Source organism: Paraburkholderia sp. (genome assembly GCF_047605525.1).
GTDB lineage: Bacteria > Pseudomonadota > Gammaproteobacteria > Burkholderiales > Burkholderiaceae > Paraburkholderia.
This window is the reverse complement of sequence record NZ_JASGFN010000016.1, coordinates 59733-86172: the sequence shown is the minus strand read 5'-3', so window position 1 is coordinate 86172 and position 26440 is coordinate 59733. Positions and strand designations below refer to the sequence as shown.

Sequence of the window (26440 nt, the reverse complement as noted above, 5' to 3'; positions counted from 1 at the left end):
CGATTCGAATTGCATCAGAGCGATGCAAGCGGATTGCATATCGTTGTCTCGCGCTTCTGACCATCTCGGGCACGCATCTATACAATACAGGTCGCAAAAGGCCGGGAAGCTGCGAGGCGGCACGGTCGCCATGTTGACCGGCGCAAGATCTTTCCGTTAAAAATCAGTTCGTTGCAATCTAAACGCTAATTCTTTCCCGTCGTGTCCCTTCTGAAGAAATGTTTCGTCGCCGGCTCGATTGTCGTCGTGCTGGCCGCGGCGGCCATCGCCGCTGGATATCACTGGGCCACGAGCCCGCTCGAACTGACCCCGGCGCAACTCGACGTCACCGTCAAACCGCATAGCAGCCTGCGCAGCGTCGTGCTGCAACTCAATCGCGGCGGCGTGCCGCTCGAGCCCGAGCTGTTCATCGCGATGACGCGGCTGCTCGGTTTGCAAGGCGAACTGAAATCCGGCAACTACGAATTCAGGAGCGGCATCACGCCGTATGAGGTGCTGCAGAAAATCGCGCGCGGCGACGTCAACGAATATGTGGCGACGATCATCGAAGGCTGGACCTTCAAGCGCATGCGCGCCGAGCTCGACGCGAATCCTGCGCTCAGGCACGACACGCTCGGCATGAGCGACGCGGACCTGATGACCGCGATCGGCGCGCCGGAAGCGTCGATCGGCAACGGCGAAGGGCTGTTCTTCCCCGACACCTATCTGTTCGACAAGGGCACGAGTGATCTCGACATCTACCGCCGCTCGTACCGCCTGATGCGCGTGCGCCTCGACGAAGCGTGGCTCGCGCGCGCGCCGAACCTGCCGTACAAGACGCCGTACGACGCGCTGACGATGGCGTCGATCGTCGAAAAGGAAACCGGCAAGCCGTCCGACCGGCCGATGGTCGCCGCGGTGTTCGCGAACCGTCTGCGCGCCGGCATGCCGTTGCAGACCGACCCCACGGTGATCTACGGCATGGGCGAGAACTACACCGGCCACATCCGCAAGAAAGACCTGCAAACCGACACTCCCTACAATACCTACACCCGCATGGGCCTGCCGCCGACGCCGATTGCGCTGCCCGGCGTCGCGTCGCTGCAGGCGGCGCTGAATCCGGCGCAAAGCAACGCGCTGTACTTCGTGTCGCGCGGCGACGGCAGCAGCATTTTTTCCGACACCCTCGGCGAGCACAACAAGGCCGTGGACAAATACATTCGAGGGCAATGATGGCGCGCGGCAAATTCATTACGTTTGAAGGCATCGACGGCGCGGGCAAGACTACTCATCTCAGCTGGTTCCGCGAGCGGCTCGAAGCGAAGCTCGCGGGCACCGGCCGCGCGGTCGTGATGACGCGCGAGCCGGGCGGCACGCCGCTTGGCGAGCAGATCCGCGAGATCGTGTTGCATCAGAAGATGGACCTCGAAACCGAGGCCTTGCTGATGTTCGCGCTGCGCCGCCAGCATCTGGCCGAAGTGATCGAGCCGGCGCTCGCGCGTGGCGACTGGGTGCTGTCGGACCGTTTCACCGACGCGACCTTCGCGTACCAGGGGGGCGGCCGCGGCTTGCCGCGCGACAAGCTGGAAACGCTCGAGCGCTGGGTGCAGGGCGGTTTTCAGCCGGATCTGACCGTGCTGTTCGACCTCGCGCCCGCCATCGCGAGCGAGCGGCGCAGCGCGGCGCGCGATCCGGACCGTTTCGAAAGCGAGTCGGCGGCGTTTTTCGAACGCACGCGCGCCGAATACATGCGCCGCGCGGAAGAGGCGCCTTATCGTTTCGCTATCATCGACTCTTCGCAGAGTATCGCTCGAATTCAGAAGAAGCTTGAAGAATTGATTGCAACTCTTTGATTTAAAATAAATATAACTTCAACTTATAAAGAACGGCAAAGCTCGTGCTATATCTCAGATAGCATTCTCAACTTATTGATTGCAAAGAAAAACGATGATTTATCCCTGGCAGGCCGATGACTGGAACCGTTTGCAGCAATTGCGCGCCCACTGGCCGCATGCATTGCTCTTGCACGGTCAGGCGGGCATCGGCAAGCTGCGTTTCGCGCAGCACCTCGCGCAGGGGCTGCTGTGCGAGGCGCCGCAGCCCAACGGCGAGCCGTGCGGCGCGTGCGTGGCCTGCAACTGGTTCGCGCAGGGCAATCATCCCGACTACCGGATCGTCGTGCCGGAGGCGCTGGCTGCCGAAGCCGGCCCGGCCAACGCCGCGAACGGTGCCGATGAAAAAGCCGACAAGGCCGACGGCGACGAAGGCAAGAAGACCCGCACCCCCAGCAAGGAAATCAGGATCGAGCAGATTCGCGCGCTGCTCGACTTCGTCGGCGTCGGCTCGCACCGCGGCGGCCTGCGCGTGGTCGTGCTGTATCCGGCCGAGGCGCTCAACGTTGCGGCGGCCAACGCGTTGCTGAAGACGCTCGAAGAGCCGCCCGCGGGCGTCGTGTTCCTGATGGTGTCGGCGCGTATCGATCGCCTGCTGCCCACGATCATCAGCCGCTGCCGTCAATGGCCAATGAGCGTGCCCGCGCCGGAAGCCGCCGCGCCGTGGCTCGCCGCGCAAGGCGTCGAAGATGCGCCGGCGCTGCTCGCCGAGGCCGGCGGCGCGCCGCTCGCGGCGCTCGCGCTCGCCAGCGACGAAAATCGCCCGCTGCGCGACTGGACGCTCAAGCAACTCGCGGCCGGCGCCGCATGCGACGCGTTCGCATGTGGCGAGGCGCTGCAAAAGCTGCCGGTGCCGCTCGTGCTCGGCTGGCTGCAACGCTGGATGTACGATCTGCTCGCGCAACACACCGCCGGCGCGCCGCGTTATTTTCCGCAGGCGTCGGCGGCCCTGGCGCGCTGCGCGTCGCAGGCCGATGCCCATGCATTCGCGCGTTTTCTGCGCGTCGTGACGCGTCAGCGCGCGGTCGAAAATCATCCGCTGAACGCGCGTCTCGTGTTCGAGGAACTGTTTATCGGCTATCGCGCGCTGTTCGCGTAGCCCGGTTTGCTCCGTCTTTTTTCAAGCCACTCCGCCATGAGCCTTTGCTACCGCGATGCCGCGCTCGACGATCTGCCGGCGATCGTTGCCATCTACAACTCGACCATCCCGTCGCGGCAGGTCACCGCCGACCTTGAGCCGGTGAGTGTCGAAAGCCGGCTCGGGTGGTTCCATGCGCACAGTCCGCGCAAGCGTCCGCTGTGGGTCGTCGAAGCTCCGCGCGAGCCCGGCCGCCTCATTGCGTGGCTCAGCTTTTCGGATTTCTACGGCCGTCCGGCTTATCAGCGCACCGCTGAAGTCAGCATCTATCTCGATGAACGCGCGCGCGGCCAGGGCCTCGGCAAGCAACTGCTGGCCGCGTCGCTCGAAGCAGCGCCGGGCCTCGGCATCGACACGCTGCTCGGCTTCGTGTTCGGTCACAATGAGGCGAGCCTGCGGCTGTTCCGCGGCTTCGGCTTCGATACGTGGGGGTCGCTGCCGCGCGTCGCGGTGCTGGACGGCGTCGAGCGCGACCTGGTGATTCTCGGCAAGCGCGTCGCGCACGCCAACTGAGCGCATCGCCTAAGCTGTTCTCTGAGCGGCCGCGCCCACGACATCACCTGGCCCGCCAGCCCATTTTTCGCAGGACCTGATCATGTTTGTCGATTCGCATTGCCATATCAATTTCGAAGGACTCGCGGACCGTCTGCCGCAACTGCTCGAGAACATGCGCAGCCATTCGGTCTCGCACGCGCTGTGCGTGTCGGTGGATCTCGAAACGCTGCCATCCGTGCTGGATATCGCCAGCCGGTACGAGAACGTCTACGCGTCGGTCGGCGTGCATCCGGATCACGAGCACATGCGCGAGCCGACGGTGGCCGAACTGGTCGAACTGGCCGCGCACCCTAAGGTCGTCGCGATCGGTGAGACCGGGCTCGACTACTACCGGCTCGAAGGCCGCGCGATCGCCGACATGGAGTGGCAGCGCGAGCGCTTTCGCACCCACATCCGCGCCGCGCACGCGACGATGAAGCCGCTGATCATTCACACGCGCGCGTCGGCGGAAGATACGCTGCGCATCATGGCCGAGGAGCGCGCGGGCGAGCCGGGCGGCGTCATGCATTGCTTCACCGAGCCGTGGGCGATCGCCGAGCAGGCGCTCGCGCAGAATTTTTACATCTCGCTGTCGGGTATCGTTACGTTCAGGAACGCGACCGACGTGCAGGACGTCGCGCGCCGCGTGCCGCTCGAGCGTTTGCTGATCGAAACCGATTCGCCGTATCTCGCGCCGGTGCCGTATCGCGGCAAGCCTAATGAACCTGCGTACGTGAGTTATGTCGGACGCTTCATCGCGCAGCAGCGCGAGATGCCGGACGAGGCGCTGGCCGCCGCGACCACGCAAAACTTCTTCAGACTGTTCAAGCTTCCCGCGCCAGTTGGCGCATGATGAAAAGTCGATAAACATCAAAGGGATAGGAAAATTTCCTAAAGTAAAATATGAAAAACGTTCCGCTGTCGCTCTTCGCATTCCAACCGTTTTCCGCCGCACGTGGCGCACTGGCTCCGGCCCGGCGCGGCGCGCTGGCGATCACGCTCGCCTGTGCGGCCTTGACCTCGCTCGCCAGCGTGCCCGCGCACGCGGCGCCGATCGATTCGCTGATCAAGTCGGTCAAGTTCGACGACGTCGACGGTGTCAACAAGCTGCTCGCGAAGGGTATGGATCCGAATAGCGTCGACAACCAGGGCATGCCGCTGCTCGTGATCGCCGCGCGCGAGAAATCGGACAAGGTGGCCGCCGCGCTGCTCGCCAATCCGAAGACCGATATCGAGATCCAGGACAAGGCCGGCGAAAACGCGCTGATGATGGCGTCGCTGGTCGGCGATCTGAACCTCGTGAATCTGTTGATCTCGAAAGACGCCGAGGTCAACAAGAAGGGCTGGGCGCCGCTGCACTACGCGGCCGCGAACGGCCACGACGACATCGTCAAGGTGCTGCTCGACCACTCGGCCTATGTCGACGCGGGCTCGCCGAACGGCACCACGCCGCTGATGATGGCCGCGCGCGGCGGTCATGTGTCGACCGTGAAGCTGCTGCTCGACAACGGCGCGGATCTGATGGTGAAGAACCAGATCGGCATGACCGCGCTCGATTTCGCGAAGACCTACAAGGAGCCGGACGTCGTCGAAGGGCTCACCGCGCGCATGCAGCAAATGCAGAAGCAATAAGCCGGGTGGGCCTGGGCGGTGGACGCTCTCCGCGAGGCCTGTTTCGCGGTGCCTCGCCGGCTCGGCGGCCCGGTCCTGATTAGTCTTTGAATTTGTCTAACAACGCGGTAGGCGGCGTGCTGCCGTCGCGTAAAACAGTGCAGAATGACGACTTTGGCGCGCCGCACGGCGCGCCATCCGGACGCGGCGAAAGACCGCGTGATAAACAACCCTGGAAAGGAACACCATGCTGCGGGCTTTGATTTTCGCCGGCGCGCTCGCCTTGCCCCTCTCGGCAGCCGCGTTTACGGGGGGCGACCTCAACAAGCTGTGCACCAAGACGGATGTGGCCTCGCGCGCGGCGTGCGCGGCCTATATCGAAGGCGCGGCCGACGGCATCTTCAACACGATCGACGCGATCGGCGGCACCACCGGGCCGCGCGTCGGCCAGTATTTCTGCCTGCCGCCGGATGCGCGCTCGGCGCAGTTGACCGACGCGGTGCGCAAGTACATCGCCGAGAATCCGAACGTCGCGGGCTACAACGCGAGCACGGCGATCTCGCTGGGGCTCGGCAAGGCATTTCCGTGCAGGAGCGGCGGCTGATCTCCATCCCGCCCGGAATCACGCCCGGGCGCCCGTAGCGGGCGGGCGCGCCGGCTGCCGAGGTCATCGTTCCCAGCCTGGCGGGACGCATACCCGAGCCTGAGATGTCAGAAGTCCCGCAGGCGCGCCGCCGCTCTTCGAGCCCGGAGGAAGATGCCCGTTATGCCTACTTTCTACGACTTCGGCAGTGTGGCCGCCGCGCCGCTGCATTCGTGGTTCGGCGCGCTGATCGTGACGGCCCTGATGACGGTGGTGGCCATCGGCATTCACCGCTTCGGCTCGCGCGTGGTCAGGCGGCTCGCCGAGCCTCACGCGCTCACCAGCGTGGTGCTGCGCTATATCGACAAACCGTCGCTGTTCGTCCTCGTGATCCTCGTACTCGCATGGATCTGGTCCGAGGCACCCGATACCCTCAATTTCATCGAACCCGTGCGCGACGTCACGGGAATCGTGCTGATCGCCGCGCTCACGTGGCTGTCGGTGCGCTCGGCCGCGGCGATCGGCGAGGCGATCATTCGCGCCCATCCGCTCGATACCGTCGATAACCTGCACGCGCGCCGCATTCATACCCAGGCGAGGGTGCTCGCGCGCTCGGTGATGATCGTGATCGTGATCGTCGGCGTGGGCGGCGCGCTGATGACGCTGCCGAACGTCCGCCAGATCGGCGCGAGTCTGCTCGCTTCCGCCGGTGTGGCCGGTCTGGTCGCCGGTATCGCGGCGCGGCCGGTGCTCGGCAACCTGATCGCCGGTTTGCAGATCGCGCTGTCGCAACCGATCCGTCTCGACGACGTCGTCGTGATCCAGAACGAGTGGGGGCGCATCGAGGAAATCACCGGCACCTACGTATCGGTGCGGTTATGGGATCAGCGCCGGCTGATCGTGCCGTTGCAATGGTTCATCGAAAATCCGTTCACGAACTGGACGCGCAGCAGCTCGCAGATCATCGGCACAGTGTTTCTGTTCGTCGATTACCGGATGCCGCTCGCGCCGCTGCGCGAAGAACTCGCGCGGATCGTCGAGGTGGCGCCGGAATGGGATCATCGCGTGCAGGTCCTGCAGGTCGTCGACTGCACCGAGCGCGCGATGCAGTTGCGCGCGCTCGTCAGCGCGCCCGATTCGGGCCTCGCGTGGGATCTGCGTTGCCGCGTGCGCGAAGGGCTGCTCGATTTCGTGCAACGGCACTATCCGGAATACCTGCCGCGCGCCCGCGCCGAGGTGTCGGCGGAGCTCGAGACCGGCGACGGCGAGAGCGTCGACTGGTTGCCGCGCGGCGCGCACGCGCCGGCCGGCAGCACCGCCGCGCATACCGAGGCCGATCCGGTGGCGAGCCGCATCGGCCGGCCGGGAACGGGCGTGGCCGACGCCGCGCGGGAGGCGAAGGAGCGGGCGTAACGGTTCGACGCCGGCACGGTTTTGCATCCGGGCACGTGGTTTGCTAATTCGGGGTGCGCGGCCATGCCCGATGAACCGATGTGCCGCATGAACCACGGAGGATATCCAGCATGGGCCGACTGATCGTCGTGTCGAATCGCGTCGCGACGCCAACGGAGACGAAGGGCTCGGCGGGCGGGCTCGCGGTCGGCGTCTTCGGCGCGCTGAAGGATGCGGGCGGCGTCTGGTTTGGCTGGAGCGGCGACGTGGTCAGCGAGACCGTGGCCAACGCGGGGCCGGTGCTCGAACAGGACGGCGCCGTGACCTTCGCGACGGTCGGCCTGACGCGCAAGGACTACGATCAGTATTACCGCGGCTTTTCGAACGCGACGCTGTGGCCGGTATTTCACTACCGCAACGACCTCGCGCGCTACGAACGCGAGGAATACGCGGGCTACCGGCGCGTCAATGCATGGCTCGCGCACAAGCTGATCCGGCTGCTCGAGCCCGACGACATCATCTGGATTCACGACTATCACCTGATCCCGTTCGCCGAGGCGCTGCGCAACGAGGGCGTGACGAACCGCATCGGCTTTTTCCTGCATATTCCGTTTCCCGCGCCGCAGATCCTGCTGAACATTCCGCCGCACGAAGAACTCGTGAAGTCGCTGTCGTGCTACGACCTGCTCGGCTTCCAGACCGATACCGACCGGCAGGCCTTCCACGACTACGTGACGCGTCACGCGCGCGGCACCGCGAGCGCGGACGGCATCGTCGAGGCGTTCGGCCGCAAGCTGCGCACCGGCGTCTACCGGATCGGCGTGTTCCCCGACGAAATCGCCGAGCAGGCGAAGCGCTACGAAAGCCGCCAGCACGTGCTCGAACTGAAGCAGAGCCTGGAAGGCCGCAAGCTGATCATGAGCGTCGACCGGCTCGACTATTCGAAGGGGCTGGTCGAACGCTTCCGCTCGTTCGAGCTGCTGCTCGAACGCTCGCCCGAATGGCGCGGCAACGTCACGCTCGTGCAGATCGCGCCGCCGACGCGCTCGGACGTCGCGACGTACCAGAAGATCCGCCAGGATCTCGAATACGAAGCAGGGCGGATCAATGGCCGCTACTCGGGCCTCGACTACACGCCGATCCGTTATCTGAACCAGCAGTACGACCGCTGGAAGCTGATGTCGCTGTTCCGCGAATCGCAGATCGGCTTCGTCACGCCGCTGCACGACGGCATGAATCTCGTCGCGAAGGAATATGTGGCCGCGCAGAATCCGGACGATCCAGGCGTGCTCGTGCTGTCGATTTTCGCGGGCGCGGCCGCGGAGCTCTCCGGCGCGCTGCTCGTCAATCCGCACGACGCGGTCGGCATGTGCGAGGCATTGCAGCGCGCGCTGCAGATGCCGCTCGATGCGCGCCAGCGGCGTCACGAAATCAACATGGCCGTGCTGCGCAAGAACGATCTCGGCGTATGGCGCGACACCTTTCTCGACGATCTGCGCAGCATGCCGGTGCGAAAGCCGGGCGAGGGCGGCTGATATCAATGACGCGCGCGCTCGCGCGGGGACGCGCCGCCTGTCACCGGATGTAAGCCGTTTGTAACAGCGCCGAGCAAATGCAAGAGCAGCGGCTTTTCGCCGGATGCCAGGGAATAATGAGCCATACCGAACGGTGTGCGGCCGGCGCTGATGCAAGCCATGCGCATTGATCGGAGGTAACGGCGCTGTCATACTCGGCGTCGCTGACGCGTACGCGACCACGCGGCAAGCCGTCAGATCACGGAGACACAACATGAAGATTGCGCAGATCGCCCCGCTGACCGAGTCCGTGCCGCCGAAGCTGTATGGCGGCACCGAGCGCGTCGTGTCGTATATCACCGAAGCGCTGGTCGAGCAGGGCCATGACGTGACGCTGTTCGCGAGCGGCGATTCCGTCACGAGCGCGAAACTCGAAGCGGTCTGGCCGCGCGCGCTGCGTCTCGATCCGGGCATTCGCGATCGCATCGCGCCGCATATGCTGCTGATGGAACTGGTGCGCCGCCAGGCCGATGACTTCGACGTGCTGCATTTTCACCTCGACTACTACTCGTTCTCCGTGTTCCAGCGCCAGGACACGCCGTTCGTCACGACGATGCACGGCCGTCTCGATCTGCCCGAGCAGCAGCCGGTGTTCGACACGTTCAATACCGCGCCGGTGATCTCGATTTCGAACGCGCAGCGTCATCCGCTGCCGCAGGCGAAGTGGCTGACCACCGTCTATCACGGGCTGCCGGAGCAGCTCTATACGCCGCAGCCGGTCGAGCAGCGGTATCTCGCGTTTCTCGGCCGGATTTCGCCGGAAAAGCGCGTCGATACCGCGATCCGGATTGCCGGGCGCTGCGGCTTGCCGATCCGCATCGCAGCGAAAGTCGACGCGGCCGACCGCGAATACTTCGAGCGCGACATCCGGCCGTTGCTGGATCTGCCCTATGTCGAATACATCGGCGAGATTGCCGATCATCAGAAGGCCGAATTCCTGTCCGGCGCGCATGCGCTGATATTTCCGATCGACTGGCCGGAGCCGTTCGGTCTCGTGATGATCGAGGCGATGGCGTGCGGCACGCCAGTGATCGCGTTCAACCGCGGCTCGGTGCCGGAAGTGCTGGAAGAAGGGGTGACGGGCTTTATCGTCGAGGACGAGATCGGCGCGGTAGCGGCCGTGAACCGTCTGGACAAGTTGCCGCGCGCGGGCGTGCGGCGGCGCTTCGAGGAACGCTTCACGTCGCACCGGATGGCGCGCCAGTACGTGCAGGCGTATCAGTCGGTGATTCGCGCGCAGAAGCGCTCGCGCCTCAAGGTGGTCGATTCGTCGGGCGGTTGAGGCAGGCTCGCTCGCGGAGAAAAGAGCGGCGATGTGCGATGCACGTCGCCGTTTTTTTTGGGGTCTCGCGGCGGCAAATCAGCAAAACAGCCATCCGCAAAAAAGCCGCGCGAAGGCCCGCACAGGGCTCTTCGCGCGGCCTTCGCCGCGATGCGATTCAGGTGCGCGGCGTGGCGTCCGCCGGGGCCATTGCCGCCTGGGTCATGGCCGATGAAGCCACCCTCGCAAACCCGCGAGGTTCGCGAGTTCTGCTAGTGCATGCTGAATGCACTCACACCCGCACTCACACCGTGCTCAAATCCGCACCCGGAAGCGCGCTCAGATATTCAGTCGCGAGACCTTCGTGCCTTGCAGCGACACGTCGCCCATCAGGCCGGCGTTGGTCAGCACGAACACCTGCACCGGAGCGGTGGCGGTGGTCGTGTCGATCGCGCCGTTCGCGCCGACCTTCACGAGCGCGACGGACGCATCGGCGCCGGCCGACCAGCCGTCCGCGTTGCGGAATTTGTCGAGCGAGTCCTGCGTCATGAACAGGAAGATGATCGCCTTCGACTGCGCGCCCGCCTGCAAGCCGAACGAGCCGGAAACGGTGCTGTAGTAGCCGACCGTCGCGCCGCCCACGCGCAACGCGCCTTCGCCATACTGGCCGCCGACGATGAAGCCCGCCTGCAGCACCGACGGGAATACGAGTACGCCACGCGCCTTCGATACCAGCTCGCGCGAGCCTTGCACGGTCGTGAAGAGCTTGGACAGCGTGCCGTCGACGCTCGCGTTGATCGACTGGCGTTTGGACGCGTTGGTGGAAGCGGTGGGATTGTTGCTGGCCGTCGTCGTACAGCCGGCGAGTGCAAGGCCTCCGAAAGCAAGCGCGGTGGTGGTCTTCAACATGAAGTGTCGTCTTTGCATCTTTTTTCTCCATCATGGATCCGGGTCGCAACCGGGTGGAATTCACCCGGTTGCCTTTGAGTTATAACACACGCGGGCATAAAAGGCGCGTTGCATCACAACGCGAAAAGCCTTGCGGGACGGGGCTTTGAGGCTGATTGCAAGAGGTCTTCGAGTAATTTTGACCGGCGCTGCGGCGGGGGCGAAACGCGTGGCGCGCGGGCATCGGACGGGTGGGCGACGACGCGTCGCCGATGCGCGGCGATCCTCGGGATGCGGCCGGACGGCCGGGCAGCGTGCCTGTTTTTACCGATTCTTCAGGGTGCGCGCGATGACTGGAATCGAATCGGAGTGTTGCTGTCGCGCCGCACCTCGAACGGGGCAGGAAGCGAGGCCGCGCGCCAATCGTGAGCAAGTGAAGGCCGTCATTCATCCGTGATTTGCCGGACTCTTGACCGCGGGCGGGCGCCGCAGCGCGCGGCGCACCATGCCGATGATCACGCCGACCACGAACAGGATCGCCGCCGGCACGACCCAGTAGCCGACGAACGCGTGCCACAGATACGACATCAGCGTCGAGCGGCGCACGTTGTATTCGTTGATCGCGTCCTGCTGACGCGGCGCGTTCGCGGCCAGCACATCGGCTGGACAGCCGGCGGCTTTCGCCTCGTCGGGCTTGCCGTGACAGTGCGCCGGCGCGCCGGCCGCGCGTTGCGCATCGGTGAAATTCCAGCTGGTCAGCGCGCGATCGAGATCGACCGCGTTATACGACATTTCCTCGCGGATCTCGTTGACCGCGACGATCGCCACGGGCACGGCCCAAAATATGATGACCAGCAACCACCGCCTTAACCAGCGGTTTTTATGCTTCGATACCATCCTTGCCTCCGATCGATGCTCGACGCACGAACGACTACGAACGACAAGATGGCGGCCCGGCTGACGCTATTCGTTCTGTATATGGGGTGGGCCGTCTCCGCAGCCATCATAGAAGAAAATGGGCGCGTTCGGGCGGCCGGACTGCGAGAGGGAACCGGGAGGGGAACACGAGGGGAGCGCGGGAGGGGCGCCGCACGATGCTACCGGCAAGCGCGCGCGAGGACTGATGCGATGATGGTGATGAAATGCGTGGGTGATGAATGCGCGGACGATCAATGCGCCGGCGCCGCGTTCGTCACGCGGCGCCGGATCAGGCCGACGGGTGTGATCAGTTGGCCGGTGCCGACGACAGGCAGGTCTTCATGAACGCCTTGCGGTCGTCGCCCTTCTTGTCGGCAGCCTGCTTGTTGCAGACTTTCATTTTCTCCTGCTGGCTCATCGGCGCGGCGGCCGGCTTCGCGGACAGGCAGGTTTTCATGAACGCCTTGCGCTCGTCGCCTTTCTTGTCGCCAGCCTGCTTGTTACAGTCGGCCATTTTGGTCTGCTGGCTGTTCTGCGCGAACGCCGGCGACACGAGCACCGCACCCAGCACCAGCGCAGCAATAGCGGATTGCATTTTCATGGGACACTCCATCGGTGGTGAAAACGTTTTTGGTCTTTCATGCGCGCGGGCGTCGACGGCATCCGGTGCCCCTCGGCGCATCCATTATGGCAAATGCCGTCTGCGAGAACGGACCGAAATGCATTCTGGTTGACAACAGGCTGACGCTCGTTTTCCCTTAGGCGACGGGCGAAGCGCGGGTGCCGTGTTTGAAACGGTCGAATGAATCGATACCAGAAGCAGCAAACCGGAGCATGAACAAATATGTTATGCCATGTAGATCAATTTATCGGGGCATTTTCAAATCGATTGAATTACCAGTTATTGGGTTAATCGCGTGAAGGGCGATGGATGCCTTTGCATTGCTGCGACTGCACCTGAATAGAAATTCGGCATGAAATTCGGCAGCCATTGCCGTCCGTAATACCCCTCGAAGCATGCCGGCTCACCTGTCATTCTTCATCCTCGCGAGGAGATTTCCATGCATTACCTGCTGATGTACGACCTGGTACCCGACTATCTCGAGCGCCGCGGCGAGTATCGCGACGCGCATCTGAAACTCGCGTGGGCCGCCGCCGGGCGCGGCGAGCTCCTGCTGGCCGGGGCATTGGCCGAGCCCGCGGACGGCGCGGTGCTGCTTTTCAACGGCGCTTCGCCCGCGGTCGCGGAAGCCTTTGCCAAAGCGGATCCGTACGTGCTTGCCGGGCTCGTTACGCGTTGGCGCGTGCGTGAATGGACCACCGTGGTGGGCGAGCATGCGTCCAGGCCGGTGCGTGTCTAGAGGATCGACGCAGGAACCCGCGCGGCATCGTCGCGCGGACGCACGTTGCGCATACGCGCCGCCACACGTTCGACGCGCTCCACCAGCGCGCATTTCCGAATGACCGGAATGCCGGGAAATGCCACGCGAATCGGCTTTCGAATTTGTAAAGGCCATTAGTGTGGATCGCCTCGAATTGTGCCGTGCAATAGCGCAATTCGATGCACGATAAGATGGCGCTTCCGTTACGGCAATGCGTGAATCGACGCAGCGAAAAGGACAAGATTGTTTCTATCCGTAACACTTGTCTCAACTATATTCACACCTGGTCTTGAATGGTATGCTTCGTGCACAAATTCTCCCATGCACGAGTGAGACCGCATTTTGTGCCTCGCAACAGGGATGAACCGCACCAACTCCGGGCGGGATCGCCCAGCCAGCCGAGCGTACAAAACAAATTTGTGCAACCGGGGGTCGCACACGGATCGAGAACGCTGTGAATCCGTGGCTGGCTCAAAGCCGCGGCCAGGCCAGGCTGCGTGGAGAAAATCCGATGTTTTTCGATGAATTGAACAACGACGAATGGGCGCTGCTCGCGCCGCTCGTCTCCGACGAGCCGGCCGTCCGTCTGAACCGGCGCGGCCGGCCGCGCGCCGAACCGCGTATCGTGACGAATGCCGTGCTATGGATTCTGACCACCGGCGAGCCGTGGTCGAAGCTGCCGGGCCGCTATCCGTCGGGGCCCACGTGCCGTCGCCGGTTCGAAGAATGGCAGTTGAACGGCACGCTTCTCGAAATGGTCCGTCTGCTGTCGCAAAGCGGGCGCACGTTCGCGTACATTCCCCAGCCGGCGCCGCCCGTGACGGCCAAACCCGCGGCGCCGGCCGCGCCCGCTCCGGGCACGCGCGACGAAGGCTTGCGCGGCGTGTCGTGGAAGAGTCCCGAGTCGTGGCAGGCACCCGGCGCGCCGGGCATGCCGGGCCAGTGGCGCTCGGCCGATCCGATCGCGGATATCACGCGGCAATTGTCCGGCCTCGCGGACGCGGCGCCGGCTCGCGCGCCCGTGCCCCCCGTGGCGCGGCCCGCGATGCATGCCGATCCGCTCGCGCAGCGGCCGGATGCGGCGTTCGACGCGGACACCGCGTCCATGAACGTGACGACGAATGCGACGAATGCGATTGAGGGGCGCGCCGCGCCGACAGCCGCATCCTTCGCATCCGCCTACCGCGCGCCGGCATCGGACGATCAACGCACACCGCTGTCGATGAGCCTCGCGCCGCGCGGCACGCAGGTCGCCGATCCGCGCGGCTATCTGATTTATGTCGTGGTCGAGCAGGTGCCCGGCGCGATGTATCGCGGATGGGCGGAGATCATGAAGGACGGCAAGCGCGTCGAGCGTTCGGGCCTCGTCGGCCCGCGCTTCGTGGATGCGCGGGATGCGCAGCAGTACGCGCTCGACTGGGCGCGTCAGTGGATCGAGCGCGAATGCCTGACGCAGGCGGCGGCTTCGGCACAGGTCACGGCGCCGCCGGCATTGGCAACGACAGCATCGCCGCAGGCGTCGCCCGCGTATGCGCAAAGGCCGGCGGCCCGTCCGTTGCCCCCATTGCGCCATGCGCCGGAGCCGGCATCGGTGCAACTCGGTGGCCAACCCGGCGGCCAGTTGGGCGCACCGCTCAACACGTTCCGCGGACCGCTGCGCCGCTATCCGGCCGAGCCTGCCGCCGCGGCCGCGGCGGGCGTCGCCAATGCCGCGACCGACAGTACCGCCACCGACCGTTTTTCCCCGTTATATCAGGCGCTCATTTCTCACGTGGGATAAAACAGCCCGGCGGCAGTAAACCGGCGTTTTCACTGCCGTCCATAGGTATCGTCGAAGCGCACGATATCGTCTTCGCCGAGGTATGAACCCGACTGCACCTCGATCATTTCGAGCGGCATCTTGCCCGGGTTCTCGAGGCGATGGGTGACGCCGAGCGGAATATAGGCCGATTCGTTTTCGGACACGATAAAGCGCTCTTCGCCGCGCGTGACGAGCGCGGTGCCGCGCACGACGATCCAGTGCTCGGCGCGATGATGATGCATCTGCAGCGACAGCCGCGCACCCGGCTTCACGACGATGCGCTTGACCTGGAAGCGCTCGCCGGTGTCGACGGAATCGTAGTTGCCCCATGGACGATGCACCTTGCGATGGTTGGCCGCTTCGAGCCCGCCGTCCTCGCGAATCCGGTTGACGATCTTCTTCACGTCCTGTACGCGCGACTTGTCGGCGACGAGAATCGCATCCGCGGTTTCGACGACGACGAGATCCCGCGTGCCGACGCAGGCGATCAAACGTCCCTCGGAGTGCGCGAAGGTCGACGCCGCGCCCTCGAACATCACACGGCCGCGCGCCACGTTGGCGTCGGCGTCCTTGGCGGAGATGTCCCAGATCGCGTCCCACGAGCCGACGTCGGACCAGCCGGCCCGCAGCGGCACCACCACGCCGGAGGCGGCGCCGTCATCGTTGCCGAGCGGCTCCATCACCGCGTAGTCGATCGAATTCGACGGCGACGCGCTGAACGCATCGCGCTGCAGGCGGAAGAAGTCGCCGTCCGCCTTGCCGCCCGCGTAGGCCGCCGCGCACGCTTCGTGAATCGCGGGCTGAAAATGGCGGATCGCCTTGAGCCACGTCGACGCGCGCATGATGAAGATGCCGCTGTTCCACCAGTACTCGCGCGATTCGACGTAGCGCTGCGCGAGTTCCAGATGCGGCTTCTCGACGAAGCGGTCGAGTGCATGCGCGACGACTCGCGCGCCCGCTTCGTTATCCGCGGCATCGGCACTGCCGGGCGCCGCGGCGAGCGGCGCGCCGATGCGGATGTAGCCATAACCGGTTTCGGCGCGCGTCGGCACGATACCCATCGTGACGATATGGCCGGCCGCCGCATGCCGCACGCCGGCGGCCACCGCCGCGTGAAAAGCCGCGCTGTCGGTGACCGCGTGATCGGCGGGCATCACGACCATGATGCCGTCCTCGTCCTGCGCGGCGACCGACAGCGCCGCGACCGTCAGCGCGGGCGCGGTGTCGCGTCCCACGGGCTCGAGAATCAGCCGGCTCGGCTTGCCGCTCGTGCGCAACTGCTCGGCTGTCGTGAAGCGCTGCTCTTCGTTGGCCACCACGACGAGCTGTCCGGCGAGCGGATAGCCGGATTCGAGTCCATCGAGACGGCGGGTCGTCGATTGCAGCAGCGACTCTTCGCCGAGCAGGCCGATCAGTTGCTTCGGATGCTGTTCGCGCGACATCGGCCACAGCCGTGTGCCTGAGCCGCCCGCGAGAATCACGGGATGAACCTTCAGCTTTACGCCAATGGACGTTGAGGTCATGGACGATTGAGCGGGGGTGGACCGGGTGCCGGCGGGCGTGACCGGGGCCGGAGCTGTCATGATGAACTCCTCGAGGCTGGATGAATGCATCGAGTTTTATCACGAAGTTGCAAATCAATAAAAGCGCGTTAAATCCAATTTCGGATAAATCGCGCAATTAAATTTGCCCAATAAAGAAGAAAAAATGTCCTCCATATTTAAACAAAAATAAAAATTACCCGAAAAAAATTGGCGCGGATTTTTTTGCGGCCGACTCCCGGCCAGAATGGCGTCGGCGAGCGGCGCGTAAGCTTCGTAGGCTATCTTGCCGGGGATGGGAATCCGCCTTACGGAAGGGCCTGCGCGAGGTCGTCGAACATTTTTTTCACGCCGCATTCCAGCAATAATTGCCGAATAAAACACGGAAAAATACCGAAATTTTGACCGATACAATTTGAGATATTTTGCGGTCTTGCCGTGCGAATTTTAATACCGCTTTATTGATACCTGTACAAGGGTATTCACTCATTCCGACTCGAATTTCCCAGTCCGGCCATTCAGGTAATGAGAGGAATTGGCGAAGCGGGAAAAACACACCAGCGCAATTGCAATAGCAGCGGCAACGAACCACCTGAGCCCGTTTTATCCGTCTCGTGGCGCGCGCCGGGCCGGCAGCGCAATCCGGAGCGGAAGCACGAACAGACCTGAAAGCGGAAGTGCACAACGAATTTCAACCAACCGGCGGATCGCACTTGACTGACGAACTGAGGGGCGGCGCATGCTGAGCGTTCTATCGAGAATCATCGACCTCGCCATGGTCGCGCTCGGCGCCGTGCTGGCGGCGGCCGTGCATAGCGGGAGAGTGGTGTGGCTCGACGACATGCAAAGCGTGTCGCTCGCGTTCGGCTGCCTGCTCGTGGTGGTGTTTTTCCCGGCGCTCGGCATCTATCAGTCGTGGCGCGGCAAGCCGCTCTACGATCTGCTGTCGCGCGTCGCGGGCGGCTGGCTGATGGTCGAGGTGGCCGGCGTGCTGATCAGCTTCAGCGTGCACCGCTCGGACAGCCTGTCGCGGCTGTGGCTCGTGTACTGGGCAGCCGCGACGATCGTGCTGCTCGTCGTCACGAAGGCGATCGTCTATTCGATCCTGCGCGGGCTGCGCCGCGAGGGCTTCAATCAGCGCGCGGTCGCGATCGTCGGCGGCGCGCCGTATGGGCGCTTCCTGATCGAGCAGATGCGCGGCCGCCCGGAGGCGGGCTTCACGCCGGTCGTCGTGTTCGACGAGGGCGGCACGATCAACCACTACGAAGACCCCGACACGGCCGATGCGATCGACGGCGTGCCGGTCGAGCGCGACTATCGGCGCATGATCGAGCTCGTGCGTCAACGCGCGATCCGCGAACTGTGGCTCGCGCTGCCGATCTCGAAGGAGCAGGCGATCCATCGCTTCGTGAGCGATCTGCGCAACGACTTCGTGAACATCCGTTTCATTCCGGACGTCGGCAGCCTGACGCTCTTCAACCAGCCGATGGTCGAGCTGCTCGGCGTGCCCGCGATCAATCTCGCCGCGTCGCCGATCACCGATCTGCGCGTGCTGCCCAAGCGCGTGTTCGATCGGGTGTTCGCGCTCGGCGCGCTGACCGCGCTCGCGCCGCTGATGCTCGTGATCGCGGTGATGGTCAAGCTGAGCTCGCCGGGGCCGGTGTTTTTCCGCCAGAAGAGAAAGGGCATCGACGGCCGCGAGTTCGAGATCTTCAAGTTCCGCTCGATGAAGCTGCACCAGGAAGAGGCCGGCAAGGTCACCCAGGCGACGCGCCGCGATCCGCGCATCACCGCGGTGGGCGCGTTCCTGCGGCGCACGAGCCTCGACGAACTGCCGCAGTTCATCAACGTGCTGCGCGGCGAGATGTCGGTGGTGGGTCCCCGGCCGCACGCGCTCGAACACGACGACATCTACAAGGATCTGGTGAAGGGCTACATGCACCGCTACCGGATCAAGCCGGGCATCACCGGCTGGGCGCAGATCAACGGCTATCGCGGCGAAACCGACCGCATCGAAAAGATGATGGGCCGCGTGAAGCTCGATCTGTACTACATGCAGCACTGGACCTTCTGGCTCGACATCAAGATCGTCGTGCTGACGCTGTGGAAGGGCTTCGCGGGCAGCAACGCCTACTGAATTCCGCTGGACACAGCGCATCGCGGCGCAGCGGCGCGCGCCTGTTTCAACTTCTTTTTCCGAGGTGCAATACATGAACCTGACGATCATCGGTAGTGGCTACGTCGGCCTCGTGACGGGCGCATGTCTGGCCGACATCGGCCACGACGTGTTCTGTCTCGACGTCGATCAGCGCAAGATCGACGTGCTCAACAACGGCGGCGTGCCGATCCACGAACCGGGTCTGCAGGAGATCATCGCGCGCAATCGCCGCGCCGGCCGCCTGACGTTTTCCACCGATATCGAAGCCGCGGTCGCGCACGGCGACATCCAGTTCATCGCGGTCGGCACGCCCGCCGACGAGGACGGTTCCGCCGATCTGCAATACGTGCTCGCCGCCGCGCGCAACATCGGCCGTCATATGACGGGCTTCAAGGTGATCGTCGACAAATCGACGGTGCCGGTCGGCACCGCGTCGCGCGTGCGCGAAGTGGTCGCCGCGGAGCTGGCCGCGCGCGGCGTCGCGCAGATGTTCTCGGTCGTGTCGAATCCGGAATTCCTGAAGGAGGGCGCGGCGGTCGAGGACTTTACGCGGCCCGATCGCATCGTGCTCGGCTGCGACGAGGACGTGCCCGGCGAAAAGGCGCGCGAGCTGATGAAGCGCCTCTACGCGCCGTTCAACCGCAATCGCGAGCGCACGCTGTACATGGACGTGCGCTCGGCGGAGTTCACCAAGTACGCGGCCAACGCGATGCTCGCGACGCGCATCTCGTATATGAACGAGCTCGCCAATCTGGCCGATCGGGTCGGCGCCGATATCGAGGCGGTGCGCCGCGGCATCGGTTCCGATCCGCGCATCGGCTACGACTTCCTGTATGCGGGCTGCGGCTACGGCGGCTCGTGCTTTCCGAAGGACGTGCAGGCGCTGATCCGCACGGCGGCCGATCATCGCGCGAACCTGCGCATCCTGGAGGCGGTGGAAGCGGTCAACGACGCGCAGAAGCAGATCCTCGCGCAGAAGATCGTCGCGCGTCTCGGCGAGGATCTGTCGGACCGCGCGTTCGGCGTGTGGGGCCTCGCGTTCAAGCCGAATACCGACGATATGCGCGCGGCGCCGAGCCGTGAGCTGATCGCGGAACTGCTGCGCCGTGGCGCGCGCGTGAAGGCATACGACCCGGTCGCGATCGACGAAGCGAAACGCGTGTTCGCGCTCGATCTGCGCGACGTGCCGCAGCAGCACGCGCGGCTCGAGTTCGTAAGCGAAGAGATGGAAGCCGCGAGCGACGTCGACGCGCTCGTGATCCTCACCGAATGGAAGGTCTTCAAGAGCCCCGACTTCGATTCGCTGAAGCGGATCCTGAAGACGCCGCTGATTTTCGACGGCCGCAATCTGTACGAGCCGGACGTGCTGCTCGAACAGGGTATCGAGTATCACGCGATCGGGCGGCGGCACGCGCTGCGCAATGCGCCGGCGCGAGTCGGCGCGAACGGTGCGCCGGCGGCTGAAGCCAGCGAAGCCGCGGACGCAACCGAAGCGATGACCGCCGGGCCGTCGGGCCGCTGAGCGCCGCCGCAACCACGACAACCCCATGCTACGCAAAGCCGCCGGGACGCAACGGCATCAAAGCCGTGCTTCGAAGGAGCCTGCCATGTTCGACAACGTTCTGATCGTCTGCCACGCCAACGTGTGCCGTTCGCCCGCCGCCGAGATGCTGTTCAAGGCGCGGCAGACGCGCGTGCCACGCAAGGGCGCGGCGCCGATCGCGTTTCATTCGGCGGGCATCCGCGCGGTGAACGGCCACGGCATGGATCCGGTGATGCGGCGTCTGCTCGAAGAGCGCGGCATCGCCGCCGGCATCCACCATGCGCGGCGCCTCGACCGCGCGCTCGTGCGCGCGGCCGATCTCGTGCTCGTCACCGAGCGCGCGCAGGTGGGCGACGTCGAAGCGCTCGATCCGGCCGCGCGCGGCAAGGTCTATCCGCTCGGCAAATGGGAAGCCGATTCGGATGTCGCCGATCCGCACGGCGGCGCGGAAGACGAATACCGGGAGAGTCTCGTGCTCATCGAACATCTGGTCATGGGATGGCTGAACAAAATATGCTGATGAAACCAATCGCCGCACACTCATTCGCGAGCGTCCGCTCGAAGCTCGCCGCCTCGCTTTTGCTGACGTCCTTTCTGTCGGCCTGCGCCACCGCACCGGGCAATTACCTCGACACGTCGCGCCTGAAGGACAACGATCAGGCGCCCACCGAAACCTATCCGGTTCATCTGATCGACGCGAACCTGATCATGGCGCAAGCCCAGGCCGCCGCCGCGAAGACGCAGCCGCTGCCGCCGTCGACGTTGTCCGATCCGTCGCAGTACGTGTACCGGCTCGCGCCGCAGGACATTCTCGGCATCACCGTGTGGGATCACCCTGAACTCACCACGCCGCAGGGCAGCACGCTGTCTTCAGGCGGCAATACCACGCAGACGATCGCGGGCGCGTTGCAGCAGCCCTATACGGCCGCGCTGCCGGGCCAGGCCGATCCGTACGGCCAGACCATTGCCGCCGACGGCACGATCTTTTTCCCGTTCGTCGGCCGCATCAAGGCCGCGGGCAAAACCACGACCGAACTGCGCGATCAGCTCGCGAGCGGTCTGGTGCGCTACATCCGCAATCCGCAGGTCGACGTGCGCGTGCTGTCGTATCGCGGCCAGAAGGTGCAGGTGACCGGCGACGTGAAGCAGCCGGGCCCGCTCGCGGTCAGCGACGTGCCGCTCACGCTGGTCGACGCGATCACGCGCTCGGGCGGCACGACCGACAACGCAGACATCCAGCGCGTGCGCCTCACGCGCAACAAGCAGCTATACGTGCTCGACGCGAACCGCATGCTCGATCGCGGCGACACCACCCAGGACGTGATGCTGCAGAACGGCGACGTGATCAACGTGCCGGACCGCAGCGACAGCCGCGTCTTCGTGATGGGCGAAGTGAAGACGCCGATGCAGATGCCGATGTTGAAGGGCGAGCTGACGATCGCCGACGCGCTCACGCAGGCGGGCGGCATCCTGGACACCGACGCGAATCCGCGCCAGATCTTCGTGATGCGCGGCATGCGCGAGCATCCGACCACGCCGGAAGTGTTCCGCCTCGACATGACGCAGCCGGACTCGATCATGCTGTCCTCGCAGTTCCAGTTGCAGCCGATGGACGTCGTGTATATCGGCACCGCCGCGTCGACCACGTTCAACCGCGTGTTGCAGCAGGTGCTGCCGAGCATCCAGACGCTGTTCTACCTGAAGCAGTTGACGCGCTGAACGTCCGGACCGCACGACACCCGCGCCGCTTTCATCACGGCGGCGCGGGAGCGCGACGAACGCGGCAGGACCGGCTGACGCACAGGCCGCAGCAAACGATACGGGAAGCGAATTGTGAGCAATCAAATCTCTCCACACATGGCTGGTCCGATCAGGACCGAAGAAGAGGACATCGTCCTCGGACAACTGGTGCAGGTGATCCTCGACGACATCTGGTGGCTGCTCGCGATCACCGCGATCATCGTCACGCTGGCGGTCGCGTACTGCTATCTCGCGAAGCCGATCTATTCGGCCGATGCGCACGTGCGCGTCGAGCAGTCCGACAACACGTCGCAGGCGCTCACGCAAACCCAGACCGGCGCCGCGATCACCAGCGGCTCGAGCTCGCTGCCGACCGACGCCGAGATCGAAATCATCAAGAGCCGCGGCGTGGTCGGCCCGGTCGTGCAGCAACTGAAGCTGAACTTCAGCGTCACGCCGAAGACGATTCCGGTGCTCGGCAACATCGCCGCGCGGCTTGCCACGCCGGGGCGGCCCGCGCGGCCGTGGCTCGGTCTCACCTCGTATGCATGGGGCGGCGAGAGCGTCGACGTCGATTCGATCGACGTGACGCCCGCGCTCGAAGGCGAAAAGCTGACGCTGCGCGTGATCGACGACCAGCATTACGAACTGTTCGCGCCGAACGGCTCGCTGCTGCTGCGCGGCCAGGTCGGCCAGCAGGAGCAGGGCGGCGGCGTGACGATGCGCGTCAATACGCTGGTGGCGCGCCCCGGGCAGGAGTTCATCGTCGTGCGCGCGAACGACCTCGACGCGATCAGCGCGTTCCAGTCGGCGATCACCGTGCAGGAGCAGGGCAAGCAGACCGGCGTGATCCAGATCTCGCTCGAAGACAAGAACCCCGAGCACGCGGCGCTCGTCGCCAATGCGCTCGCGCAGTCGTATCTGCGCCAGCACGTGTCGAGCAAGCAGGCCGACGCGAGCCGGATGCTCGACTTCCTGAAGAGCGAGGAGCCGCGCCTGAAGTCCGATCTGGAGCGCGCGGAAGCCGCGTTGACCGCGTATCAGCGCCAGTCCGGCTCGATCAACGCGAGCGACGAGGCGAAGGTCTACCTCGAAGGCAGCGTGCAGTACGAACAGCAGATCGCCGGCCTGCGTCTGCAGATGGCGCAGCTCACCGAGCGCTACGGCGACGACCATCCGATGCTGGTCGCCGCGCGCCAGCAGATGGCCGAGCTGCAGGCGCAACGCGCGAAATACGCGGACCGTTTCCGCGATCTGCCCGCCACCGAAGTGAAGGCCGTGCAGTTGCAGCGCGACGCGAAGGTCGCCGAAGACATCTACGTGCTGCTGCTCAATCGCGTGCAGGAGCTCTCCGTGCAGAAGGCGGGCACCGGCGGCAACGTGCATATCGTCGACGCGGCGCTGCGTCCGGGCGTGCCGGTCAAGCCGAAGAAGATGCTGATCATCTCGGCGGCGGTGATTCTCGGCCTGATCGCCGGCACGGGCTTCGTGTTCCTGCGCCGCAATCTGTTCAAGGGCATCGACGACCCCGATCACATCGAGCGCGCGTTCCATCTGCCGGTGTTCGGCATCGTGCCGCAGAGCGCCGAGCAGACACAGCTCGAAAACAGCTTCGTGCGCGGCGGCGAACGGCTGCGTCCGGTGCTCGCGAACGCGCGGCCCAAGGACGTGACGATCGAAAGCCTGCGCAGCCTGCGCACCGCGATGCAGTTCACGCTGATGGACGCGCGCAACCGCATCGTGATGCTGACCGGCCCGATGGCCGGCGTCGGCAAGAGCTTCCTGAGCGTGAATCTGGCAATGCTGCTCGCGCATTCGGGTAAGCGCGTGCTGCTGATCGACGGCGATATGCGGCGCGGCACGCTCGAACGGTACGTCGGCGGTGTGCAGGAGAACGGTCTGTCCGAATTGCTGAGCGGCCAGATCTCGCTCGAGGAAGCGATTCGTCCGTCGAGTATCGAGGGCCTGAGCTTCGTCTCGTGCGGGCGCCGTCCGCCGAATCCGTCCGAATTGCTGATGTCGCCGCGTCTGCCGCAATACCTCGACGGCCTCGCGAAGCGCTACGACGTGATCCTGATCGACACGCCGCCGGTGCTGGCGGTGACCGACGCGTCGATCATCGGCGCGTATGCGGGCTCGACGTTCTTCGTGATGCGCGCGGGCATGCACAGCGAGGTCGAGATCGCCGATGCGCTCAAGCGTCTGCGCGCGGCCGGCGTGCACGTGCAGGGTGCGATCTTCAACGGCATGCCGGCGCGCTCGCGCGGCGGCTATCGCGGCTACGCGGCGGTTCAGGAATATCTGAGCACGTGAGCCGCCCCGTCGACCCACGCACGAGACGAACACAGGACATCACGATGAAAGTAACGGTACTGGTTCCGACCTATCGCCGCCCGGCCGATCTCGCGCGCTGCCTCGCGGCGCTCGCGCGGCAGGCGCGCGCGCCCGATGAAGTGGTGGTGGTCGCGCGCGTCGACGACGACGCGACGCATGCGTGCCTGCGCGATCCGGCGACTTGCGGCAGCCTGCCGCTCGTGATCGCGCCCATCGACGTGCCCGGCCAGGTCGCCGCGCTCAATCGCGGGCTCGACGCGGCGAGCGGCGACGTGATCGCGATCACCGACGACGACGCCGCGCCGCGCGCCGACTGGGTCGCGCGGATCGCGGCCGCGTTCGAGGCGGACCCGCGCCTCGGCGCGCTCGGCGGGCGCGACTGGGTGCATGAAAAAGGCCGCGTGCTCGACGGCGCGCGGCCACTGGTCGGCAAGGTGACCGCGCACGGCAGGATCATCGGCAATCACCATCTCGGCGTGGGCGCCGCGCGCGAAGTCGACATCCTGAAGGGCGCCAACATGAGCTACCGGCGCGACGCGGTGCGCTCGATCCGTTTCGACGCGCGACTACGCGGCGCGGGCGCGCAGGTGCACAACGACATGGCGTTCAGCCTCGCGGTCCGGAACGCGGGCTGGAAGCTCGTGTACGACCCGCGGGTCGCCGTCGATCATTTTCCGGCCGAACGTTTCGACGAAGACAAACGCGACGCCCAAACGATGACCGCGCTGCGCAACGCCGCGTACAACTTCCATCTGATCCTGCGCGACCAGTTGCCGCCGTTGCGCCGCGAAACCGCGTGGTGGTGGTGGACGCTGGTCGGCACGCGGCTCTATCCGGGGCTCGCGCACGCGGCGCTCGCGCTGCTGTCGAAGCGGGCGTCGTTGCAACTGTCGCGCTGGCGCGCGGTGCGCGGCGGCGCGCGCGAGGCGCGTCGCGCGTTGTCGTGAAACGGAGTGTGCATATGAGTACCAAGGTCCACGTTCATCTGTTTTACGGCGCCGATCCGCGCTTCTATCGCAAGGGCGACGATATCGGCTGCCTGTACGGCTATCACCATGCCGAGTCGGACGCGTTCGCGCTGACCTATTCGCGGGACGCGCGCGAAAGCCGGCCGGTGCGGCTCGCGCGCCGCGCGCTGAAGGCCGCGCTCGGCTTCGATTTCATTCATACGTGGCGCAATCGCGCGGAAATGCTGGGTTCGGACGTGATCTGGACGCACACCGAGCAGGAATGGCTGTCCGCCGCGCTGATGCTGCTGCTGTGCGGCCGCAAGGCTGGGCCGGGCGCCGCGCCGTTGCTGCTCGCGCAAAGCGTGTGGCTGCTCGACAAGTGGCCGTCGTATGGCATCTTTCGCAGTTGGCTGTATCGCAAGCTGATGACGCGCGCGGACCGGCTGACCACGCTCGCGAGCGAAAACGCCGGGCTGTGCCGACGCTATTTCGATCGCGACGCGACGCCGCTGCTGTACGGGCTGAACACGCGCGACTTTCCGGTCAACGCGCCCACCCAATGGACGCCGCGCACGCCGCTGCGCATCGCGGCGATCGGCAACGACCGCGACCGTGACTGGGAGACGCTGATCAAGGCGTTCGGCAACGATCCGCGCTACACCGTGAAGCTCGCGACGCGGCGCCGTATTCCCGCGTCGCTGCGCGCATCGAATGTCGAGATCGCGCTGTTTTCGGGCATCAAGAAGCAGCACGAGCTGTACGACTGGGCCGACGTGGTCGTCGTGCCGCTGCGGCCGAACTCGCACGCGTCGGGCATCACCGTGATGCTCGAAGCGGCCGCGCTCGGCAAGCCGATGGCCGTGACGAACGTCGGCGCGCTGCAGGATTATTTTCCGGCCGACGAAGCCGCCTACGTGCCGCCGTTCAGTCCGCAGGCGCTGCGCGATGCGGTCGATCGCCTCGCCGCCGAGCCGGCGCAGGCGCTGCGTCAGGCGCAGGCCGCCGCGGCCGGCCTGCTCGCGCGCGATCTGACCACGCGGCACTATGCGATGCAGCACGTGAGGATCACGCAGGAGATGCTGCGCGCGCGGGCGCAGGCGCATACGTCGGCGCCCAAGCCGGCGCCCGCGCCCGCCCATGCCCATGCACCGGCACGCGCGCAGCCGCCGCGGGCCGACGGTCAACGCACGCCCGCGCGCGAATCACGCGGAGGCCTGTAAG

The 26440-nt window shown here is 65.2% G+C and carries 24 protein-coding genes; 19 read left to right on the top strand and 5 right to left on the bottom strand.

What is annotated here, in order from left to right:
• Positions 1 to 201: 201 nt before the first annotated feature.
• From mltG to QM685_RS22690, 10 genes are all read left to right on the top strand, one after another.
• Positions 202 to 1212, top strand: coding sequence for an endolytic transglycosylase MltG (gene mltG, locus QM685_RS22735; protein WP_415119576.1), 1011 nt, complete (start codon positions 202 to 204; stop codon positions 1210 to 1212).
• Positions 1212 to 1832 (top strand): dTMP kinase, encoded by a 621-nt coding sequence (gene tmk, locus QM685_RS22730; protein ID WP_415119761.1) that lies wholly within the window; start codon positions 1212 to 1214, stop codon positions 1830 to 1832. The genes mltG and tmk overlap by 1 nt, the downstream gene beginning before the upstream one ends.
• A 94-nt stretch (positions 1833 to 1926) precedes the next feature.
• Positions 1927 to 2970 (top strand): DNA polymerase III subunit delta', encoded by a 1044-nt coding sequence (locus QM685_RS22725; RefSeq protein WP_415119574.1) that lies wholly within the window; start codon positions 1927 to 1929, stop codon positions 2968 to 2970.
• A 36-nt stretch (positions 2971 to 3006) separates the two neighbouring features.
• On the top strand, positions 3007 to 3522 hold the full coding sequence (locus QM685_RS22720) for a GNAT family N-acetyltransferase (RefSeq protein WP_415119572.1): 516 nt from the start codon (positions 3007 to 3009) through the stop codon (positions 3520 to 3522).
• An 82-nt stretch (positions 3523 to 3604) separates the two neighbouring features.
• On the top strand, positions 3605 to 4396 hold the full coding sequence (locus QM685_RS22715) for a TatD family hydrolase (RefSeq protein WP_415119570.1): 792 nt from the start codon (positions 3605 to 3607) through the stop codon (positions 4394 to 4396).
• A 50-nt stretch (positions 4397 to 4446) separates the two neighbouring features.
• Complete coding sequence (locus QM685_RS22710) at positions 4447 to 5175, top strand: ankyrin repeat domain-containing protein (protein ID WP_415119568.1); 729 nt, start codon at positions 4447 to 4449, stop codon at positions 5173 to 5175.
• A gap of 226 nt (positions 5176 to 5401) precedes the next feature.
• Complete coding sequence (locus QM685_RS22705) at positions 5402 to 5758, top strand: Rap1a/Tai family immunity protein (RefSeq protein ID WP_415119566.1); 357 nt, start codon at positions 5402 to 5404, stop codon at positions 5756 to 5758.
• Positions 5759 to 5920: 162 nt separating this feature from the next.
• Complete coding sequence (locus QM685_RS22700; protein ID WP_415119564.1) at positions 5921 to 7150, top strand: mechanosensitive ion channel family protein; 1230 nt, start codon at positions 5921 to 5923, stop codon at positions 7148 to 7150.
• A 110-nt stretch (positions 7151 to 7260) separates the two neighbouring features.
• Complete coding sequence (gene otsA / locus QM685_RS22695) at positions 7261 to 8664, top strand: alpha,alpha-trehalose-phosphate synthase (UDP-forming) (protein ID WP_415119562.1); 1404 nt, start codon at positions 7261 to 7263, stop codon at positions 8662 to 8664.
• A gap of 253 nt (positions 8665 to 8917) precedes the next feature.
• The gene (locus tag QM685_RS22690; RefSeq protein ID WP_415119560.1) at positions 8918 to 9985 is read left to right on the top strand and encodes a glycosyltransferase family 4 protein; all 1068 of its coding nucleotides are present in this window, start codon (positions 8918 to 8920) and stop codon (positions 9983 to 9985) included.
• 318 nt (positions 9986 to 10303) lie between these two features.
• Here the strand turns inward: QM685_RS22690 and QM685_RS22685 are convergent, their stop codons facing one another.
• The 3 genes from QM685_RS22685 to QM685_RS22675 form a co-directional block, all read right to left on the bottom strand.
• The gene (locus QM685_RS22685; protein ID WP_415119558.1) at positions 10304 to 10891 is read right to left on the bottom strand and encodes a YSC84-related protein; all 588 of its coding nucleotides are present in this window, start codon (positions 10889 to 10891) and stop codon (positions 10304 to 10306) included.
• 408 nt (positions 10892 to 11299) lie between these two features.
• Positions 11300 to 11749, bottom strand: a complete 450-nt coding sequence (locus QM685_RS22680) for a hypothetical protein (protein ID WP_415119556.1) — start codon at positions 11747 to 11749, stop codon at positions 11300 to 11302.
• 328 nt (positions 11750 to 12077) lie between these two features.
• Complete coding sequence (locus QM685_RS22675) at positions 12078 to 12371, bottom strand: PsiF family protein (RefSeq protein ID WP_415119554.1); 294 nt, start codon at positions 12369 to 12371, stop codon at positions 12078 to 12080.
• Between the two features lie 460 nt (positions 12372 to 12831).
• On the opposite strand from QM685_RS22675, the gene QM685_RS22670 reads away from it, so the two are divergent.
• Together QM685_RS22670 and QM685_RS22665 are read left to right on the top strand one after the other, a co-directional pair.
• A complete protein-coding gene (locus tag QM685_RS22670) occupies positions 12832 to 13131 on the top strand; it encodes a YciI-like protein (protein ID WP_415119552.1) in 300 nt (99 codons plus the stop codon).
• A gap of 532 nt (positions 13132 to 13663) precedes the next feature.
• Positions 13664 to 14932, top strand: coding sequence for a transposase (locus tag QM685_RS22665; RefSeq protein WP_415119550.1), 1269 nt, complete (start codon positions 13664 to 13666; stop codon positions 14930 to 14932).
• 29 nt (positions 14933 to 14961) lie between these two features.
• On the opposite strand, the gene QM685_RS22660 is transcribed toward QM685_RS22665, so the two are convergent.
• Both QM685_RS22660 and QM685_RS22655 read right to left on the bottom strand, forming a co-directional pair.
• Complete coding sequence (locus QM685_RS22660) at positions 14962 to 16536, bottom strand: mannose-1-phosphate guanylyltransferase/mannose-6-phosphate isomerase (protein WP_415119548.1); 1575 nt, start codon at positions 16534 to 16536, stop codon at positions 14962 to 14964.
• Between the two features lie 54 nt (positions 16537 to 16590).
• Positions 16591 to 16878 (bottom strand): hypothetical protein, encoded by a 288-nt coding sequence (locus tag QM685_RS22655; RefSeq protein WP_415119546.1) that lies wholly within the window; start codon positions 16876 to 16878, stop codon positions 16591 to 16593.
• Positions 16879 to 17233: 355 nt separating this feature from the next.
• Here QM685_RS22655 and QM685_RS22650 point away from each other — a divergent pair, with 355 nt between their 5' ends.
• The 7 genes from QM685_RS22650 (at position 17234) to QM685_RS22620 (ending at position 26439) form a co-directional block, all read left to right on the top strand.
• Positions 17234 to 18631 (top strand): undecaprenyl-phosphate glucose phosphotransferase, encoded by a 1398-nt coding sequence (locus QM685_RS22650; RefSeq protein WP_415119544.1) that lies wholly within the window; start codon positions 17234 to 17236, stop codon positions 18629 to 18631.
• 73 nt (positions 18632 to 18704) lie between these two features.
• Positions 18705 to 20174 carry a UDP-glucose dehydrogenase family protein gene (locus QM685_RS22645; RefSeq protein ID WP_415119542.1) on the top strand — a complete coding sequence of 490 codons (1470 nt, stop codon included), beginning with the start codon at positions 18705 to 18707 and terminating at the stop codon, positions 20172 to 20174.
• An 85-nt stretch (positions 20175 to 20259) separates the two neighbouring features.
• Positions 20260 to 20715 (top strand): low molecular weight phosphotyrosine protein phosphatase, encoded by a 456-nt coding sequence (locus QM685_RS22640; RefSeq protein WP_415119540.1) that lies wholly within the window; start codon positions 20260 to 20262, stop codon positions 20713 to 20715.
• A complete protein-coding gene (locus tag QM685_RS22635) occupies positions 20709 to 21914 on the top strand; it encodes a polysaccharide biosynthesis/export family protein (protein WP_415119538.1) in 1206 nt (401 codons plus the stop codon). The genes QM685_RS22640 and QM685_RS22635 overlap by 7 nt, the downstream gene beginning before the upstream one ends.
• 138 nt (positions 21915 to 22052) lie before the next feature.
• The gene (locus tag QM685_RS22630; protein WP_415119536.1) at positions 22053 to 24248 is read left to right on the top strand and encodes a polysaccharide biosynthesis tyrosine autokinase; all 2196 of its coding nucleotides are present in this window, start codon (positions 22053 to 22055) and stop codon (positions 24246 to 24248) included.
• Between the two features lie 44 nt (positions 24249 to 24292).
• Entirely contained in the window at positions 24293 to 25216 is a 924-nt protein-coding gene (locus QM685_RS22625) for a glycosyltransferase family 2 protein (RefSeq protein ID WP_415119534.1), read from the top strand.
• Between the two features lie 14 nt (positions 25217 to 25230).
• A complete protein-coding gene (locus tag QM685_RS22620) occupies positions 25231 to 26439 on the top strand; it encodes a glycosyltransferase (protein WP_415119532.1) in 1209 nt (402 codons plus the stop codon).
• Position 26440 lies beyond the last annotated feature (1 nt).